Genomic DNA, 13,318 nt, shown 5'->3' with positions numbered 1-13,318 from the left:
CGGACTTCTTCTGAGACCCCGCCGCCCTGACCTGGCTCGCGGCCTTCGAGATGGTGGTGTTCATGACTGGCGCCGCGACCATGCGGTTCCGGCGTTCGTCGCCTGGAGGCGGGTCGAGCTGCAGTCCTTCTAAAACATTGACAGTCATCGATATGAGGCGCAAGATCCCATATTGATAGTCATCGATGTGTCACTCAGGAGGAGCCATGTCCCGCATCCAGCTCGCGCTCAACGTCGACAATCTCGAGGAGTCGGTCGCGTTCTACTCGACCCTGTTCGGCGTCGAGCCGGCCAAGACCAAGCCCGGCTATGCCAACTTCGCGGTCGCCGAGCCGCCCCTCAAGCTGGTGCTCGTCGAGAACGCCGGACGGGGCGGCACCATCAACCACCTCGGCGTCGAGGTGGCCGACACCGACACGGTCGACGCCGAGCAGAACCGTCTGCACTCCGCCGGGTTCGCCTCGGTCGACGAGCGCGCCACCACCTGCTGCTACGCCAAGCAGGACAAGTTCTGGGTCGAGAACGCCCCGAACGGTGAGCGGTGGGAGGTCTACACCGTGCTCGCCGACAGCGACACCTTCAACGCGACGGAGGCCGTTGACGGCGACGAGGCCGGCGGACCGACGTGCTGTGGCTCGTCCGCCGAGGCTGTATCGAAGCCGGCCACGGCCGCCTGTTGCTGACTGTCGGCCGAACAGGAAACGACGATCGTCCGAAAGGAGGAGATCCCGTGAGACCGGTAGACATCACCAGCGCGGTTGCCGAACAGCAGATCAGCGATCGGCTCGAGCATGCCCGCGAGGCGCGCCTGGCCGCGATCGCTCGCTGTTGCCGCCCCAGCACCTGGGCGAAGGCAATCACCCGAGCCGTCGCCGCGGCCCGATCTGCAACGCATCGCTCACCACGACCGCAGCCTGCCGTTTGCTGTGCGTGAACGATCGGCGCCGCGACCAGCAACGGACACCGCCGGGCGAGGGTGCCACCTTTGGCCTCGCCCGGCGGCACTCTGCGTCAACCTTCAGCCGAGCTAGCGCGCGAGGTCGGCGCGCGCCTGCTCCAGGACTCGGTCGAGCTCGACGTAGATCTCGTCGTGCCGCTCCCTGAGCTCGTCGAGTCCAGGTGCGTCGTTGAGGTCGCCGATCGCCTGACGGAGGGCTTCGAATCCTTTGGGGATCTTGCCGCCCGCGCTGAGGATGCTCAGCTGACCGATGGCCGCGCGAGCGGCGGAGTTGTTGCGGTACGCCTCCTGGCGCAGCGACTCCCGCTCGGCTGCGGGGAGGTCGGCGAGGCGCGCCTTGACGCGGCTGTAGGTGACGCGCTCGAACTCGTACAGGCTCGCGGCGCACTCGCCGTAGACGCGGACCCTGGCGTCCAGCAGCTGGAGGTCGCGGGAGTTCCGGTGCTGCCAGTACGCGCCCCACCAGGCTCCGAGAAGGGTGGCGATGATGCCCATCGCGGTCACAACCACAGTCGTAGTCACGTCGGGAGACCGTAGGGCATGCGGGTGCCGCCACGCACCGGAACCCGCGAGTGGCTGTAGCAGGAATGCCAAGCGGCCTCAGGCGTGGGGTGGCGCATCGTCGATCTCGAATGCCTGGATCAACGGCACAAGCAGGCGAACCTGGAGAAAGTCTCGCAGCATGTGCTCTGAGGGCTGCTGCCCCAGAGCGCTTCGCATGAGCGCGACGATTCGAGGTCCGCGGTCACAGGGCCTGGTCTCACGCAGAGGGGCCTCTGCGATCGTATGGCGTTCTGGGAGGACGAGGCTCGCGGCTACTCCTCTTCGGCCCTCCGGATCAGGCCGGCAGAGGCGGCCACCGAGGCCCGTACGTCCGGGCTCAACGGTGCGTGGACCTCGGTGTAGCCCCCGTCGGGCCCTCGGATGATCCGGCCGGTCTCATAGCCGGACCGGACGGTTTCCCGCTGGCGGGCCCGGAGCTCGCGGCACATCGCGACCGTGGCCAGGTAGGCGAGCAGGGGCCCGAGGACGAGGGCGGTCCGCAGTGCGTACACCTGGGTCTCGAAGCTGACGTGGAAGATCGTGGCGTTGATGTCCGTGCTCGCCACGAGCCACAGGATCCCGAAGAAGACGAGCCCAGCGACGCCCAAGCCGGTACGCCGAGGGCGGTCCCGCGGTCGGTCCAGGAGGTGGTGCACATTCCGGTCGCCGGTGACTCGCTCCTCGATCATCGGGTAGAGCGTCAGCGCACCGAGGAACGCCGCCGCGACCAGCTCGGGGACGAGCACCGAGAGTGCCCAGGTACGGCCCAGCCAGGAGAAGTCCCAGTCGGGCGGCACCAGCCGGAGGGACCCGTCGAGCCACGCGGTGTACCAGTCAGGCTGGCTGCCGGCCGAGGCACTGTTCGGGCTCGCCGGGCCGTAGCGCCAGATCGGAGCGACCGTGAGCAGCCCACCCATGGCCACCAGCAGGCCGACTGTGAGCAGGAACATCCCGCTTGCTCGGGCGGCGACGGCATGCCAGGGCAGGCCAACCAGGTTGGTCGCAGTGCGCCCGCGGCCGGGGAGCTGGGCAGGACGGGTACGCCGGGCGAGATACAGCCGGAGGGACAGCACGACTGCGAGCAGCGCGGGCAACACCGCGACGTGTAGCCAATACAGGTGTGGCACCACCTCGCCGGGGAACTCGCCGCCGAAGATCAGCATGGTCAGCCGACTGCCGAGGAACGGAGTCCCGATCAGGATGCCCTCGAAGATCCTCAGCCCGGTGCCGGAGAGCGCGTCGTCGGGGAGTCCGTAGCCGCTCCAGCCGGCGCCGAGGGCGAGGAGGAAGGTCGCCACCAGCAGCACCCATGCCAGCCGGCGCGGTCTCCGGAACGCGCCGGTGAAGAACGCGGTCCCGAGCTGCAGCATCAGCGATGCCGGCAGCACGAGAGCCGCCCAGTGATGGGTCTGCCGGACCAGCAGCCCGCCGTTGACCTCGAGTGAGTAGTGGAGCATCGAGTTGTACGCCTGGGAGACCTCCACACCGCGCAGCGGGGCATAGCTGCCTTGGTAGATGACGGGCTCGACCGAGGGGTCGTAGGCCGCCATCAGCAAGATGCCGGTGACCGTCAGGACCACGAGGCAGGCCGCGGAGATGGCTGCGAAGAGCGCCGCCCATGGGTTCGGGACCACCCGGTGGGCGAGGCGACCGTACGTCTCCGCGTACCGCAGCCGATGCCGGCGGGCGCCGACGACGGTCCTGGCGCCCGGGGTGGCGGCCCGTTCGTCGCGTGTCGTCGTGGTCATCGTCTCTCCATCTCGTTGCTGAGGTCCCTTGACGAGATGACCGGCGCGTGCGCGCGGCTGTGACAGCAGGGCGTGCCCGAATGTCACGCCGAGCGCTTCGGGTCGGTCGTGTCGAGAGTCCTGCCGATTCGAGGGAACCGGGCAGGAGGGCAACCACACGACAACGAAGGAGTGATGCGCGATGAGGATCGTGGTCATCGGTGGAAGCGGGCTCGTGGGCTCGAAGGTCGTCAAGCTGCTGGGCGAGCACGGGCACGACGCCGTCGCAGCCTCGCTCACGACGGGCTGCAACGTCATCACTGGCGAGGGTCTCGACGCGGCGCTCGAGGGCGCCGACGTCGTGGTCGACGTGTCGAACTCACCCTCGTTCGCGGATGAGGACGTGTTGCGGTTCTTCACCATCTCGACCGAGAACCAGGTCGCCGCCGAGAAGAAGGCGGGGGTCAGACACCACGTTGCGCTCTCGATCGTCGGGTGCGACCGGGCGCCGGACAGTGGCTACCTGCGAGCGAAGGTCGCGCAGGAGGCGCTGGTGCAGAAGTCGGACGTGGCGTTCTCGATCGTGCGGGCGACCCAGTTCTTCGAGTTCGGCAGGGCGATCGCCGACTCGGCCACCGTCGGGGACGAGGTGCATCTCCCGCCGGTCGGCTTCCAGCCGGTCGCCTCCGAAGACGTCGCGCGGCTCGTGGGGCGTACCGCGGCGGGCAGCCCTGTCAACGGGGTCGTCGAGATCGGTGGGCCGCAGCGCTACCGCTTCGACGAGTTCGTCGCTGCGGCGCTGAAGCGGGTCGGTGACCCGAGGCGGGTCGTCACGGACTCGCAGGCGCCGTACTTCGGTCAGGTGCTCGCCGACGACACGCTCGTGCCTGGCGAGCTCGCCGAGCTCGGTACGACGACGTACGAGATGTTCGTGGAGGGTATGTCGCAGCGCTGAGCTCCGGCTTGGCCTGTCACATCGGCGGCCGCTGCCTGGTCGTAAGAGCATGGACACTGTCAACCAGGCGGCGACCGGCAGCCCCCGGCGCATCGTCATCGTCGGCGGCGGATATGCCGGCTTCTACACGGCGTGGAAGCTGGAGAAGCAGCTGCGGCGCGGCGAGGCGGTCGTCACCGTCGTTGATCCGCTCCCGTACATGACCTACCAGCCGTTCCTCCCGGAGGTCGTCGCCGGGTCGGTCGAGGCGCGCCATGCCGTCGTCTCCCTGCGCCGGCACCTACGGCGTACGCATGTGGTGAGCGGGGCGGTGACCTCGATCGACCACGCCAGCCGCACGATCCAGGTGCACCTCATCGGCGGTGGGGAGACCACGCTGGAGTACGACGAGGTGGTCGTCACGACGGGCAGCATCACGCGAACGTTCCCGGTGCCTGGCATCCCCGATGAGGCGATCGGGCTGAAGCGGATCGAGGAGGCGGTCGCGATCCGCGACGCGATGCTCACCTCGCTCGACATCGCCGCGGATCTGCCGCCCGGGCCTGACCGGGAGAGGTTGCTGACCGTGACCGTTGTCGGTGGCGGGTTCGCCGGGGTCGAGGGTTTCGGCGAGCTGCTCGGGCTGGCGCGAGCCGTTGCCGAACGCCGCTACGGAATCGCGCGCGACGAGCTCCGCTTTCACCTCATCGAGGCCTCCGACCGGATCCTTCCGGAGGTCACGCCGGACGTGAGCGCCTGGGTCACGCGCAAGCTTCGGGCCAAGGGCGCGCACGTGCATCTGGGCACGACGGCGACCTCCGTCTCCAACAGCACCGTCGAGCTCGCGAGCGGGGAGAGCTTCGAGTCCGGGCTGGTCATCTGGGCGGCCGGGATCACAGCCACCCCCGTGATCGCCAACCGGACTGACCTGCCGACGACCGCTCGCGGCTTCATCGAGGTGCGGACCGACCTGCAGGCCGGAACCGAGGCGGCGCCGGTCGCGGGCGCCTGGGCCGCAGGTGACGCGGCGGCCGTGCCGGACCTGGTCGTCGGCGGCACGGCGGTCACCCCGCCGAACGCCCAGCATGCCGTGCGCCAGGCCAAGCTGCTCGCCAAGAACATCACAGCCTCGCTGCGGGGGCGTCGTACGCGGTCGTACCGGCATGCCAATCTCGGGGTGATCGCGACGCTCGGGCTCGGCTGGGGCGTCTTCCAGAGCGGCCCGTTCCTGATCAAGGGCTTCCCAGCCTGGCTGATGCACCGGGCCTACCACGTCATGGTGATCCCCACCTGGGAGCGGAAGCTGCGGGTGCTCTCGGTCTGGCTGCTGGCGGCGGTGCTCGGCCGCGACATCGTCTCGCTGCGCTCGGTGCAGCGGCCCGGCTACGTCTTTCGGCACCAGGGGCAGGTCTGGTTTCCCGACGCCCGCCGGCCACCGGTCGAGGCGGCCGTCGTCGAGACCGGTGCTCCGGTCGGGAGCGACGTTCACAGCGGCTGAGGCTTCCCCCGTACGCGCCGGCGCGGATGACGACAGGACGGCGGTCGCGTCCGTTTCGGATCGTCTATTCCCAGTGGGTCACCGAGATGACCCAGGAGAGCCGCCGTCGCCACGTCACCAGGTCGTCGTCCGTGAACGGCGGCCTCGCGGGAGGTGCGTCCTCGGGGGTCGGCTCGCCGAGGATGAGCGGTCGTGCGCCTGCCAGGAGCAGGTTGCACAGAAGGTCGCTGCCGATCTCGCTGACACCTGGCCTCTCGCACTCCGGGCATTCGTAGATGAGCTCGCCGCAGGCCGTCGCGGCGACATCGACCCGCAGCACCACGCTGCCGAGGTGCACAGTGATGTCGGTGAGGCATCGGGGACAGGTCATCAAGATGGTGGTCATCGGCATCGCCTTTCCGCTCGGGTCCACTCTTTAGACCGGGCGAGCAGATGCGTTGTGACGACCGGCGGCCATGAGCCAGGTCACGCCCCGGCAGAGGTAGGCAGTTCAAGCGGCGGCGGCCAACGAGCCGGGTGCCTGGGGCGGGACGCAGCCACATGTCTCGCTGCACGGCAGGTACGTGTGGCTCGCGTGTCCGCATCGGGGGCACGGGAGGTCATGTGACAGGTGCGGATGCCTGATGGTTTCCGGGATGTCCCACATGCTCAGTCCTCCTAGTCCGGCCGGACCGTTCCGGTGATGAATCGTGAAGCGAGCGCCGGGCGTCGACGACGACTTCCGCGCTTCTGCGGTGTTGCCCTTTTCGACCGTGCCGCGACCTCCGGCGTGACGTCACACCCGAGCACCGGCGTCATACGACGTCGATCACGACCAAACGCGCCCTACGGGATAGGTTTCTGCGGCATTCCCCCGATCTTGGAGTTTCTCGATGTCAGACCTGACCTATCAAATGCTGGCGTTGGTGGCCTATATGGTCGCCATGCTCGGCATCGGCGCCTGGGCGTACCGGCGCACCTCGAACCTCGACGACTACATGCTGGGCGGGCGCGATCTCGGCCCGATGGTGAGTGCGTTGAGCGCGGGTGCCTCGGACATGTCGGGGTGGCTGCTCATGGGCCTGCCCGGCGCGATCTACGCGACCGGACTGATGGAGGGCTGGATCGCTGTCGGTCTGACCGTCGGCGCCTGGCTCAACTGGAAGGTCGTGGCGCCGCGGCTGCGCACGTACACCGAGGTCTCGGGCGACTCGATCACCGTGCCCAGCTTCCTGGAGAACCGGCTCAAGGACTCCTCGCGGCTGCTGCGGATGGCCTCCGGCGCCGTCATCCTGGTGTTCTTCACCTTCTACGTGTCCTCGGGCATGGTCGCCGGCGGGGTCTTCTTCGAGAGCTCCTTCGGCACCGACTTCCACACCGGCATGCTGGTGGTGGCCGGGGTCGTGGTGGCGTACACGCTCTTCGGCGGGTTTCTCGCCGTCTCCTACACCGACTTCGTGCAGGGCGCGATCATGCTGCTCGCGCTGGTCCTGGTGCCCGTCGTCGGTGTCTTCGTGACCGGCGGGCCCGCCGAGACCCTGGACAGCATCCGCGCCGTCGACCCGTCGCGGCTGAGCATGGTCGAAGGCGCCACCGCCCTCGGCGTCATCTCGGCGGTCGCGTGGGGGCTGGGCTACTTCGGCCAGCCGCACATCATCGTCCGGTTCATGGCCCTGCGTACGGCGGGGGAGGCCGCCTCCGCGCGGCGGATCGGCATCGGCTGGATGCTGCTGAGCCTCTTCGGCGCCGTCGGCACCGCGCTCGTGGGCATCGCCTACTACCAGCAGAACCCCGACGCGAAGCTCGACGACCCGGAGGCGGTCTTCATCGTCCTGGGGCAGATCTTCTTCCACCCCTTGGTCGCGGGCATCATGCTCGCCGCCGTGCTCGCCGCGATCATGAGCACGATCTCCTCCCAGCTCCTGGTGACCTCCTCGGCGCTGGTCGAGGACCTCTACAAGGCGGTCTTCAAGAACGACGCCTCCGACCGCCAGCTGGTCCTCTTCGGCCGGCTCGCCGTGCTCGGGATCGCCGTCGTGGCCGCTGTGCTGGCCTGGCCCAAGAGCGGAACCGTGCTCGACCTGGTCGCGTACGCCTGGGCGGGCTTCGGTGCCTCCTTCGGCCCGATCATCCTGCTGGCGCTGTGGTGGCGGAAGCTCACCGCCGCCGGCGCGCTGGCCGGCCTGGTGGTCGGTGCGGTGACCGTCGTCGTCTGGGGCAACATCGACGCGCTCAGCTCGCAGATGTATGAAATCGTGCCGGGCTTCGCTCTCAACACGATCGTCGCGGTGGTGGTCAGCCTGGTGACCTACCGGGAGAACCCGGACATCGAGGCCGAGTTCGACGAGGCGATCCGGCTGCTGGACGCCGACGGCTCGCGCGAGGAGTCGGTGCGGGTCTGACGCGCCGGGCCCGGGATCTCGTGGAAACCACGATCCCGGGCCCGATGGCGTACTGTTGATCTCGTTGAAGGGATGGCTCTGTAAGCCATCCTGGCCGCACACCACGTCGCGGCTTGTATCTTTTATCTGGTTTTCGGTTCGCTGGACATCAGCACAGATGGATGTCTTCAGCGGCTTGGGACACAGTGTCCCTTGCACCGAACAGAGGAAAAAGATCATGGCTCAGGGCACCGTCAAGTGGTTCAACGCTGACAAGGGCTTCGGCTTCATCGCGCAGGACGGCGGCGGCGAGGACGTGTTCGTTCACTTCTCCGCCATCCAGACCAGCGGTTACAAGTCGCTCGACGAGAACCAGAAGGTCGAGTTCGACGTCACCGCCGGCCCCAAGGGCCCGCAGGCCGAGAACGTCCGCGTCGCCTGATTTTCAACGAAGGGCCCCGACCGCTGCTGCGGTCGGGGCCCTTCGTGCGTCCGACGACCCGGTCAGTGCAGCTGCGCCTGCCAGTCCTGCGGGACGCGATCCGCGGGCGCCGGTGCGGACTGAGACTCGGGTCGGCTCATCGGCTCGGCCAACGCCGGACCCTGGAGCGCCTCCTGGTTCTCGAAGTCCCAGAACCACGCCTCGCCGGGCTCGAAGCTCTGCATGTAGCGGTGGCCCGTCTCGCGGAAGTGGCGGCTGGCGTGCTGCGCCGGGGAACTGTCGCAGCAGCCCACGTGCCCGCACTCGGCGCACCGCCGAAGATGGAACCACCATCCGGAGTCGCTCGCGAGGCACTCGGCGCATCCGGTGCCGGAGGGCGGGGCAGCGACGTTGATCCCTGGTGTGCCGGTCATGCGCTCAGGCTATCGCGTGCGACGGCGACCGTTACGGAGCGAGGCGCACGCGTAGGTTCATCTCATCGGGTCCTAGGGTGGGAGCCGAGGAGGGCTGACATGGATCGCGACCGAAACGAGCAAGGGCGGGCACAGCAGGCCCGCCCGCGCGACGCGCTCGGCCGCCCGCTGCCCTACGGCGAGGTCGGCGTCGAGCCGATCTCCGAAGAGCCGCGTCCGCCGGCCGAGACCCTGGCGTACGCCCGCGAGCTCCTGGACGCGGGGCGCCCGTTCGCGGCCCACGAGGCGCTCGAGGTCCGTTGGAAGTCGTGTCCGGAGGAGGAGCGTGAGCTGTGGCAGGGGCTGGCGCAGCTGTGTGTCGGCCTGACCCACCACGAGCGCGGCAACGCCGTCGGGGCCTCGCGGCTGATCGAGCGGGCGGCGCGACGGCTGGAGACGTACGAACAGGGTGGCGGTCCCACCTACGGCCTCGACCTCGGAGCGCTCATCGCGTGTGCCCGAGACCGGGTATAGCTCCACCTGCCTCTTGACCGCGAAGGTCCTCGGCGTGCTTTCGTGGAGGCATGAGCCGCACGGTCGATGTCGACTACCTGGTGGTGGGTGCCGGCGCCATGGGGATGGCGTTCACAGACGCTCTGATCGAGCACGCCGACGTGCGGGTGGCGCTGGTCGACCGGCGCCATGGTGTCAGCGGTCACTGGCTGGAGGCGTACCCGTTCGTACGCCTGCATCAGGCCTCCGCCTTCTACGGCGTCGCCTCGACGTTGCTCGGGGGCGGGCAGCTGCAGCAGCGAGGGCCTGAGAAGGGTCTTCAGGAGCGCGCCACCCAGGCGGAGATCTGCGCCTACTACGCCCGGATCCTCGAGCGGATGGTGGAGCCCGGCAAGGTCGAGTTCTTCCCGAACAGCGAGTACGTCGGCGACGGCACCGTCGTCTCGCACATCTCGGGGGAGCGCTTCGAGATGCCCGGGGCCCGGATCGTCGACGCCCGCTATCTGGCGCCCAGCATCCCCGCCGAGAAGCCGCCGCCGTTCGGTGTCGCGGACGGCGCCCGGGTGCTGCCGGTCAACGAGCTCGCGCGGCTCGAGGAGACCCCGAGCCAGTACGTCGTCGTCGGCTCCGGCAAGACCGCGACCGACGCATGCATCTGGCTGCTGTCGCGCGGCGTCGACCCGGATGCGATCTGCTGGGTGCGGCCGCGCGACCCGTGGATGCTCAACCGGGCCCTCATCCAGCCCGATCCCGCGATCTTCCTCGGCATGGCCGCCGACATGATGCAGATCGCGGAGAGGTCGACGTCGCCCGAGGATCTGTTCCTCGGGCTGGAGGACGCCGGCATCATGCTCCGCATCGACCGAACGGTCATGCCGACGATGGCCAAGGCGCCGACGCTGGCGACGTGGGAGCTCGAGCAGCTGCGTACGCTCGAGAACGTCGTACGCCGCGGCCACATCCAGCACGTCGACCGCGGCAGCCTCACCTTCGCCGACGGATCGCTCGCGATTGCGGACGACGCCCTGGTCGTGCACTGTGCCGCGGACGGGCTGAAGTATCCGCCCCTGCTCCCGGTCTGGCGCCCCGAGGCGATCACGCTGCAGCCGATCCGTGCCGGTTTCCCGTGCTTCGGCGCCGCGGTCACCGGCTACGTCGAGGCCACCCGCGACGCCGACACCGAGAAGAACCGGCTCTGCCCGCCGAGCCCGTTCCCCGACACGATGGCGACCTGGGCGATGATGAACGTCCTGGGCACCCAGGCGGCCATGTCGTTCTCGTCCGAACCGGACATCAAGGCGTGGTCGGACGGGGTCGCGCTCAACCCGGCCCGGGTCCCGCCCGGGTATCCCGCGTCGGCCGCCCTCGACGACGCTCGCGAACGGCTGGCGAAGCACACCAAGCCTGCTCTCGCGCAGCTGGCCCAGCTGAGCTGAGCGCGTGATGAGCGGCCCGGATGCCCGTCACCTGCCACCTCGGACGGGTATCAGTGGTGAGCGGCCGTACCTCCTTGATCTCAGGAGGTGTTCATCATGGTGTTGAACCGTTCGCTCCTCGCTGTCATCCCTTGCGCACTCCTGCTCTTCGCCGCGTGCGGCTCGTCCGACGGAGAGTCGGAGGTGGACGTCACGGATGCGAGCTCTGCCGGGACCGGGCAGGGAGATCCTGATCCCGACGATCCCACCGATCCCGACGAGCCGGCTGTGGCCGTGCCGACGCTGCCGATCGGCGGCGGGTCGTACCCGCTCGACGGCAGCCCCGGCGTGGTCTGCGCCGACGTCAGCTGGCTCTGGCCGAGCGGTGACGACCCGTCGGTGCCCGAGGGCGTCTCGGTCGCCGTCACCGGCTACGAGGTCGAGCCGGAGGTCTTCGAGCCGACCGACGCAGCGTGCGACGGTGCGTCCTGCCTGGACGGATTCGTCTTCACCCCCGACTCGACCAGCTGCCAGGTGGCGATGCTCTCGCTGGTTCCCTGGACCGACGAGCAGGAGGGCGAGGACGCCGTGCTGCGGCTCAGCGGCGAGATGACCTGCCCGGCCGAGCCCTGCGAGCTCGAGGACGTCGAGGGTGGCGACATCGAGGCGTTCCTCACGGCGCCGGAGGTCGACACGGAGTCCGAGTCCGAGTCCGAGTCGACCGAGTCGACGGACCCGGCCGAATCAGGCTGAGCCATGACCGATACGCCGCCGACGGGGATCGACCGCTGGGTGAGTCTGGCGACGAGCTTCGTCGCGCCGGTGACCCTGATCAGCGCCGTGCTGTTCTACTTCGGGTACGTCGCCGCCCGCGCCCAGTACGACTACTTCGGCCTCGACGTCGACGTGATCGGGCTCAGCACCCGCGCCTACGTCATGCGCAGCCCACAGCCTCTGCTGACCCCGATGCTGGTCCTGGTGCTGGGCGGAGTCGCCGTGGTCGCCTTCGACCATTGGGTTCGGCGCCGTGCCGTGGAGGACTGGTTTCGTCCGCTGGTCACGATCGTCCTCGGCGCCGGCCTGGTCCTCCTGGCGGTCGGCACGGTGCTGCTGGCGGGCTTCGCTCTCGTCGGTGGTTGGACCTACTACGCCCTGGTGACCCCGGTCCTGCTCGGCGGTGGCGCGGCACTCGTGGCGTACGCCCTAAGGCTGCGCGACGGCCGGCTCGAACCTCGCATCGTGCTGCTCTGGGTGGGTGTGGCCGCCTGCGTGATCTGGGCGACGGCCACGACCGCTCAGTGGACCGGCCGTGGCCTGGCGATGGAACAGGCCCGCAACCTCCGCAGCTTGCCCAGCGTCGTCCTCGACACCCGCGAGCGGCTGTACGTCCCGGCCACCGCCGGGGTCGAGGAGGTCGTACGACCTGACGCCGGTGAGGGCGACTACCGCTTCCGCTACTGGCGGCTGAGGCTGCTGATCCAGGGCGATGACCGGATGTTCCTCGTGCCCGACACCTGGAGCGCCGGCGGCACGACCATCCTGGTCCGGCTCGATGACGACGTACGAGTGCAGTTCCAGTTCCGGAACTCGCCACCGAGCTAGCGCTCCGGCCGTCGACCAGTAGGTCGCGGAGGTCAGTTGGTCTTCTGCTCCTCAGCTCTGGTTGCGTCCAGCGTGCCCAGCAGGCGTAGCGCCTCGGCGCTGGGTGAGCCGACGTCGGCGTGGTACACGACGAGCTGTTGCCCGGGGCTGGAGCGGACGTCGAAGGCCTCCATCCGGAGCGTCACCTCGCCGACGTCAGGGTGGTGGAACCGCTTGGACTCGTGGCGCTTGCCGCGGGCATCCTGCCGCGCCCACAGGCGCGCGAAGTCCGCGCTCTGCTCGCTGACGGTGCGTAGTACCTCGAGGATGCGCGGGTCGTGCGGGGCGTCGCCGTGGAGGAGACGGAAGCCCGCCACCGTGTTCGCTGCAGCCTGCTCCCAGTCGGGGTAGAACGTACGCGCTGTGGGGCCCAGGAACAGCTTGAAGACCAGGTTGGCGCCGTGACGGAACCCGTCGAAGAGCGCGTAGGCCAGTCGGTTGCCGGCCAGGACGTCGTAGGCACGACCCAGCACGAGGGCCGGGGTGTCCGGCCACATGTCCAGCAGCTGGAGCAGCTGCGGATCGACGCGCTCGGGGAGGATCGCACGGGAGGACGCCGGTGCCAGGCCGGCGATCCGGTAGAGATGCAACCGTGCCTCGTCGTCGAGGCAGAAGACCTGACTGAGAGCGTCGAGCACCTGGGCCGACGGATTGCGTTCGCGGCCCTGTTCGAGGCGGACGTAGTAGTCGACGCTCATTCCGGCCAGCATCGCAACCTCCTCCCGACGCAGACCCGGGACACGGCGAACTCCGATGCTGGGCACGTTCACGTCGTCGGGGCTCACCAGAGCGCGCCGACTGCGCAGATAGTCACCAAGGGGAGTAGAGGCCACGGCTTCGATGCTAGGGCGAACGAGTCATCGATGGGTGGGTGCGGTGCTCCCAGGGACAGCGC

General features: G+C 69.0%; 14 protein-coding genes. 9 read left to right on the top strand and 5 right to left on the bottom strand.

Features of this window, described 5'->3' with window-relative positions:
- Nucleotides 1–206: 206 nt before the first annotated feature.
- A complete protein-coding gene (locus ACW14X_RS03710; RefSeq protein ID WP_457164771.1) occupies nucleotides 207–683 on the top strand; it encodes an ArsI/CadI family heavy metal resistance metalloenzyme in 477 nt (158 codons plus the stop codon).
- 344 nt (nucleotides 684–1,027) lie between these two features.
- On the opposite strand, the gene ACW14X_RS03705 is transcribed toward ACW14X_RS03710, so the two are convergent.
- Complete coding sequence (locus tag ACW14X_RS03705; protein ID WP_400461439.1) at nucleotides 1,028–1,480, bottom strand: hypothetical protein; 453 nt, start codon at nucleotides 1,478–1,480, stop codon at nucleotides 1,028–1,030.
- A gap of 293 nt (nucleotides 1,481–1,773) precedes the next feature.
- Nucleotides 1,774–3,249 carry a cytochrome b gene (locus ACW14X_RS03700; RefSeq protein ID WP_457164770.1) on the bottom strand — a complete coding sequence of 492 codons (1,476 nt, stop codon included), beginning with the start codon at nucleotides 3,247–3,249 and terminating at the stop codon, nucleotides 1,774–1,776.
- A gap of 181 nt (nucleotides 3,250–3,430) precedes the next feature.
- Between ACW14X_RS03700 and ACW14X_RS03695 the strand changes: the two genes are divergently transcribed.
- Together ACW14X_RS03695 and ACW14X_RS03690 are read left to right on the top strand one after the other, a co-directional pair.
- Nucleotides 3,431–4,183, top strand: coding sequence for an SDR family oxidoreductase (locus tag ACW14X_RS03695; protein WP_457164769.1), 753 nt, complete (start codon nucleotides 3,431–3,433; stop codon nucleotides 4,181–4,183).
- Between the two features lie 49 nt (nucleotides 4,184–4,232).
- Nucleotides 4,233–5,660: an NAD(P)/FAD-dependent oxidoreductase gene (locus ACW14X_RS03690; RefSeq protein ID WP_457164768.1), complete on the top strand. Its 1,428-nt coding sequence runs from the start codon at nucleotides 4,233–4,235 to the stop codon at nucleotides 5,658–5,660.
- 64 nt (nucleotides 5,661–5,724) lie between these two features.
- Here the strand turns inward: ACW14X_RS03690 and ACW14X_RS03685 are convergent, their stop codons facing one another.
- Nucleotides 5,725–6,045 carry a hypothetical protein gene (locus ACW14X_RS03685; RefSeq protein ID WP_457164767.1) on the bottom strand — a complete coding sequence of 107 codons (321 nt, stop codon included), beginning with the start codon at nucleotides 6,043–6,045 and terminating at the stop codon, nucleotides 5,725–5,727.
- 487 nt (nucleotides 6,046–6,532) lie between these two features.
- Between ACW14X_RS03685 and putP the strand changes: the two genes are divergently transcribed.
- A complete protein-coding gene (gene putP, locus ACW14X_RS03680; RefSeq protein WP_457164766.1) occupies nucleotides 6,533–8,041 on the top strand; it encodes a sodium/proline symporter PutP in 1,509 nt (502 codons plus the stop codon).
- Between the two features lie 217 nt (nucleotides 8,042–8,258).
- Nucleotides 8,259–8,462: a cold-shock protein gene (locus ACW14X_RS03675; RefSeq protein ID WP_141804077.1), complete on the top strand. Its 204-nt coding sequence runs from the start codon at nucleotides 8,259–8,261 to the stop codon at nucleotides 8,460–8,462.
- A 62-nt stretch (nucleotides 8,463–8,524) separates the two neighbouring features.
- Here the strand turns inward: ACW14X_RS03675 and ACW14X_RS03670 are convergent, their stop codons facing one another.
- Complete coding sequence (locus ACW14X_RS03670) at nucleotides 8,525–8,875, bottom strand: UBP-type zinc finger domain-containing protein (RefSeq protein ID WP_160024177.1); 351 nt, start codon at nucleotides 8,873–8,875, stop codon at nucleotides 8,525–8,527.
- Nucleotides 8,876–8,974: 99 nt separating this feature from the next.
- Here ACW14X_RS03670 and ACW14X_RS03665 point away from each other — a divergent pair, with 99 nt between their 5' ends.
- The 4 genes from ACW14X_RS03665 to ACW14X_RS03650 all read left to right on the top strand — a co-directional run bounded on the left by ACW14X_RS03665 (nucleotide 8,975) and on the right by ACW14X_RS03650 (nucleotide 12,384).
- Nucleotides 8,975–9,388, top strand: coding sequence for a DUF309 domain-containing protein (locus ACW14X_RS03665; RefSeq protein ID WP_160024176.1), 414 nt, complete (start codon nucleotides 8,975–8,977; stop codon nucleotides 9,386–9,388).
- A 50-nt stretch (nucleotides 9,389–9,438) separates the two neighbouring features.
- Nucleotides 9,439–10,803, top strand: coding sequence for an NAD(P)-binding protein (locus tag ACW14X_RS03660; protein ID WP_457164765.1), 1,365 nt, complete (start codon nucleotides 9,439–9,441; stop codon nucleotides 10,801–10,803).
- A gap of 96 nt (nucleotides 10,804–10,899) precedes the next feature.
- The gene (locus ACW14X_RS03655) at nucleotides 10,900–11,535 is read left to right on the top strand and encodes a hypothetical protein (protein ID WP_457164764.1); all 636 of its coding nucleotides are present in this window, start codon (nucleotides 10,900–10,902) and stop codon (nucleotides 11,533–11,535) included.
- Nucleotides 11,536–11,538: 3 nt separating this feature from the next.
- The gene (locus tag ACW14X_RS03650) at nucleotides 11,539–12,384 is read left to right on the top strand and encodes a hypothetical protein (RefSeq protein WP_457164763.1); all 846 of its coding nucleotides are present in this window, start codon (nucleotides 11,539–11,541) and stop codon (nucleotides 12,382–12,384) included.
- A gap of 32 nt (nucleotides 12,385–12,416) precedes the next feature.
- On the opposite strand, the gene ACW14X_RS03645 is transcribed toward ACW14X_RS03650, so the two are convergent.
- On the bottom strand, nucleotides 12,417–13,256 hold the full coding sequence (locus ACW14X_RS03645) for a helix-turn-helix domain-containing protein (protein WP_457164762.1): 840 nt from the start codon (nucleotides 13,254–13,256) through the stop codon (nucleotides 12,417–12,419).
- Nucleotides 13,257–13,318: the final 62 nt, after the last annotated feature.

It is taken from the genome of Nocardioides sp. YJ-D4, from assembly GCF_054031495.1.
This window is presented reverse-complemented; position numbering and strand designations above follow the sequence as displayed.

Coding starts and splice junctions, on each gene's coding strand:
- ACW14X_RS03710 (WP_457164771.1), top strand. CDS start 207: ATGTCCCGCATCCAGCTCGCGCTCAACGTCGACAATCTCGAGGAGTCG.
- ACW14X_RS03700 (WP_457164770.1), bottom strand. CDS start 3,249: ATGACCACGACGACACGCGACGAACGGGCCGCCACCCCGGGCGCCAGG.
- ACW14X_RS03695 (WP_457164769.1), top strand. CDS start 3,431: ATGAGGATCGTGGTCATCGGTGGAAGCGGGCTCGTGGGCTCGAAGGTC.
- ACW14X_RS03690 (WP_457164768.1), top strand. CDS start 4,233: ATGGACACTGTCAACCAGGCGGCGACCGGCAGCCCCCGGCGCATCGTC.
- ACW14X_RS03685 (WP_457164767.1), bottom strand. CDS start 6,045: ATGACCACCATCTTGATGACCTGTCCCCGATGCCTCACCGACATCACT.
- putP (WP_457164766.1), top strand. CDS start 6,533: ATGTCAGACCTGACCTATCAAATGCTGGCGTTGGTGGCCTATATGGTC.
- ACW14X_RS03675 (WP_141804077.1), top strand. CDS start 8,259: ATGGCTCAGGGCACCGTCAAGTGGTTCAACGCTGACAAGGGCTTCGGC.
- ACW14X_RS03670 (WP_160024177.1), bottom strand. CDS start 8,875: ATGACCGGCACACCAGGGATCAACGTCGCTGCCCCGCCCTCCGGCACC.
- ACW14X_RS03665 (WP_160024176.1), top strand. CDS start 8,975: ATGGATCGCGACCGAAACGAGCAAGGGCGGGCACAGCAGGCCCGCCCG.
- ACW14X_RS03660 (WP_457164765.1), top strand. CDS start 9,439: ATGAGCCGCACGGTCGATGTCGACTACCTGGTGGTGGGTGCCGGCGCC.
- ACW14X_RS03655 (WP_457164764.1), top strand. CDS start 10,900: ATGGTGTTGAACCGTTCGCTCCTCGCTGTCATCCCTTGCGCACTCCTG.
- ACW14X_RS03650 (WP_457164763.1), top strand. CDS start 11,539: ATGACCGATACGCCGCCGACGGGGATCGACCGCTGGGTGAGTCTGGCG.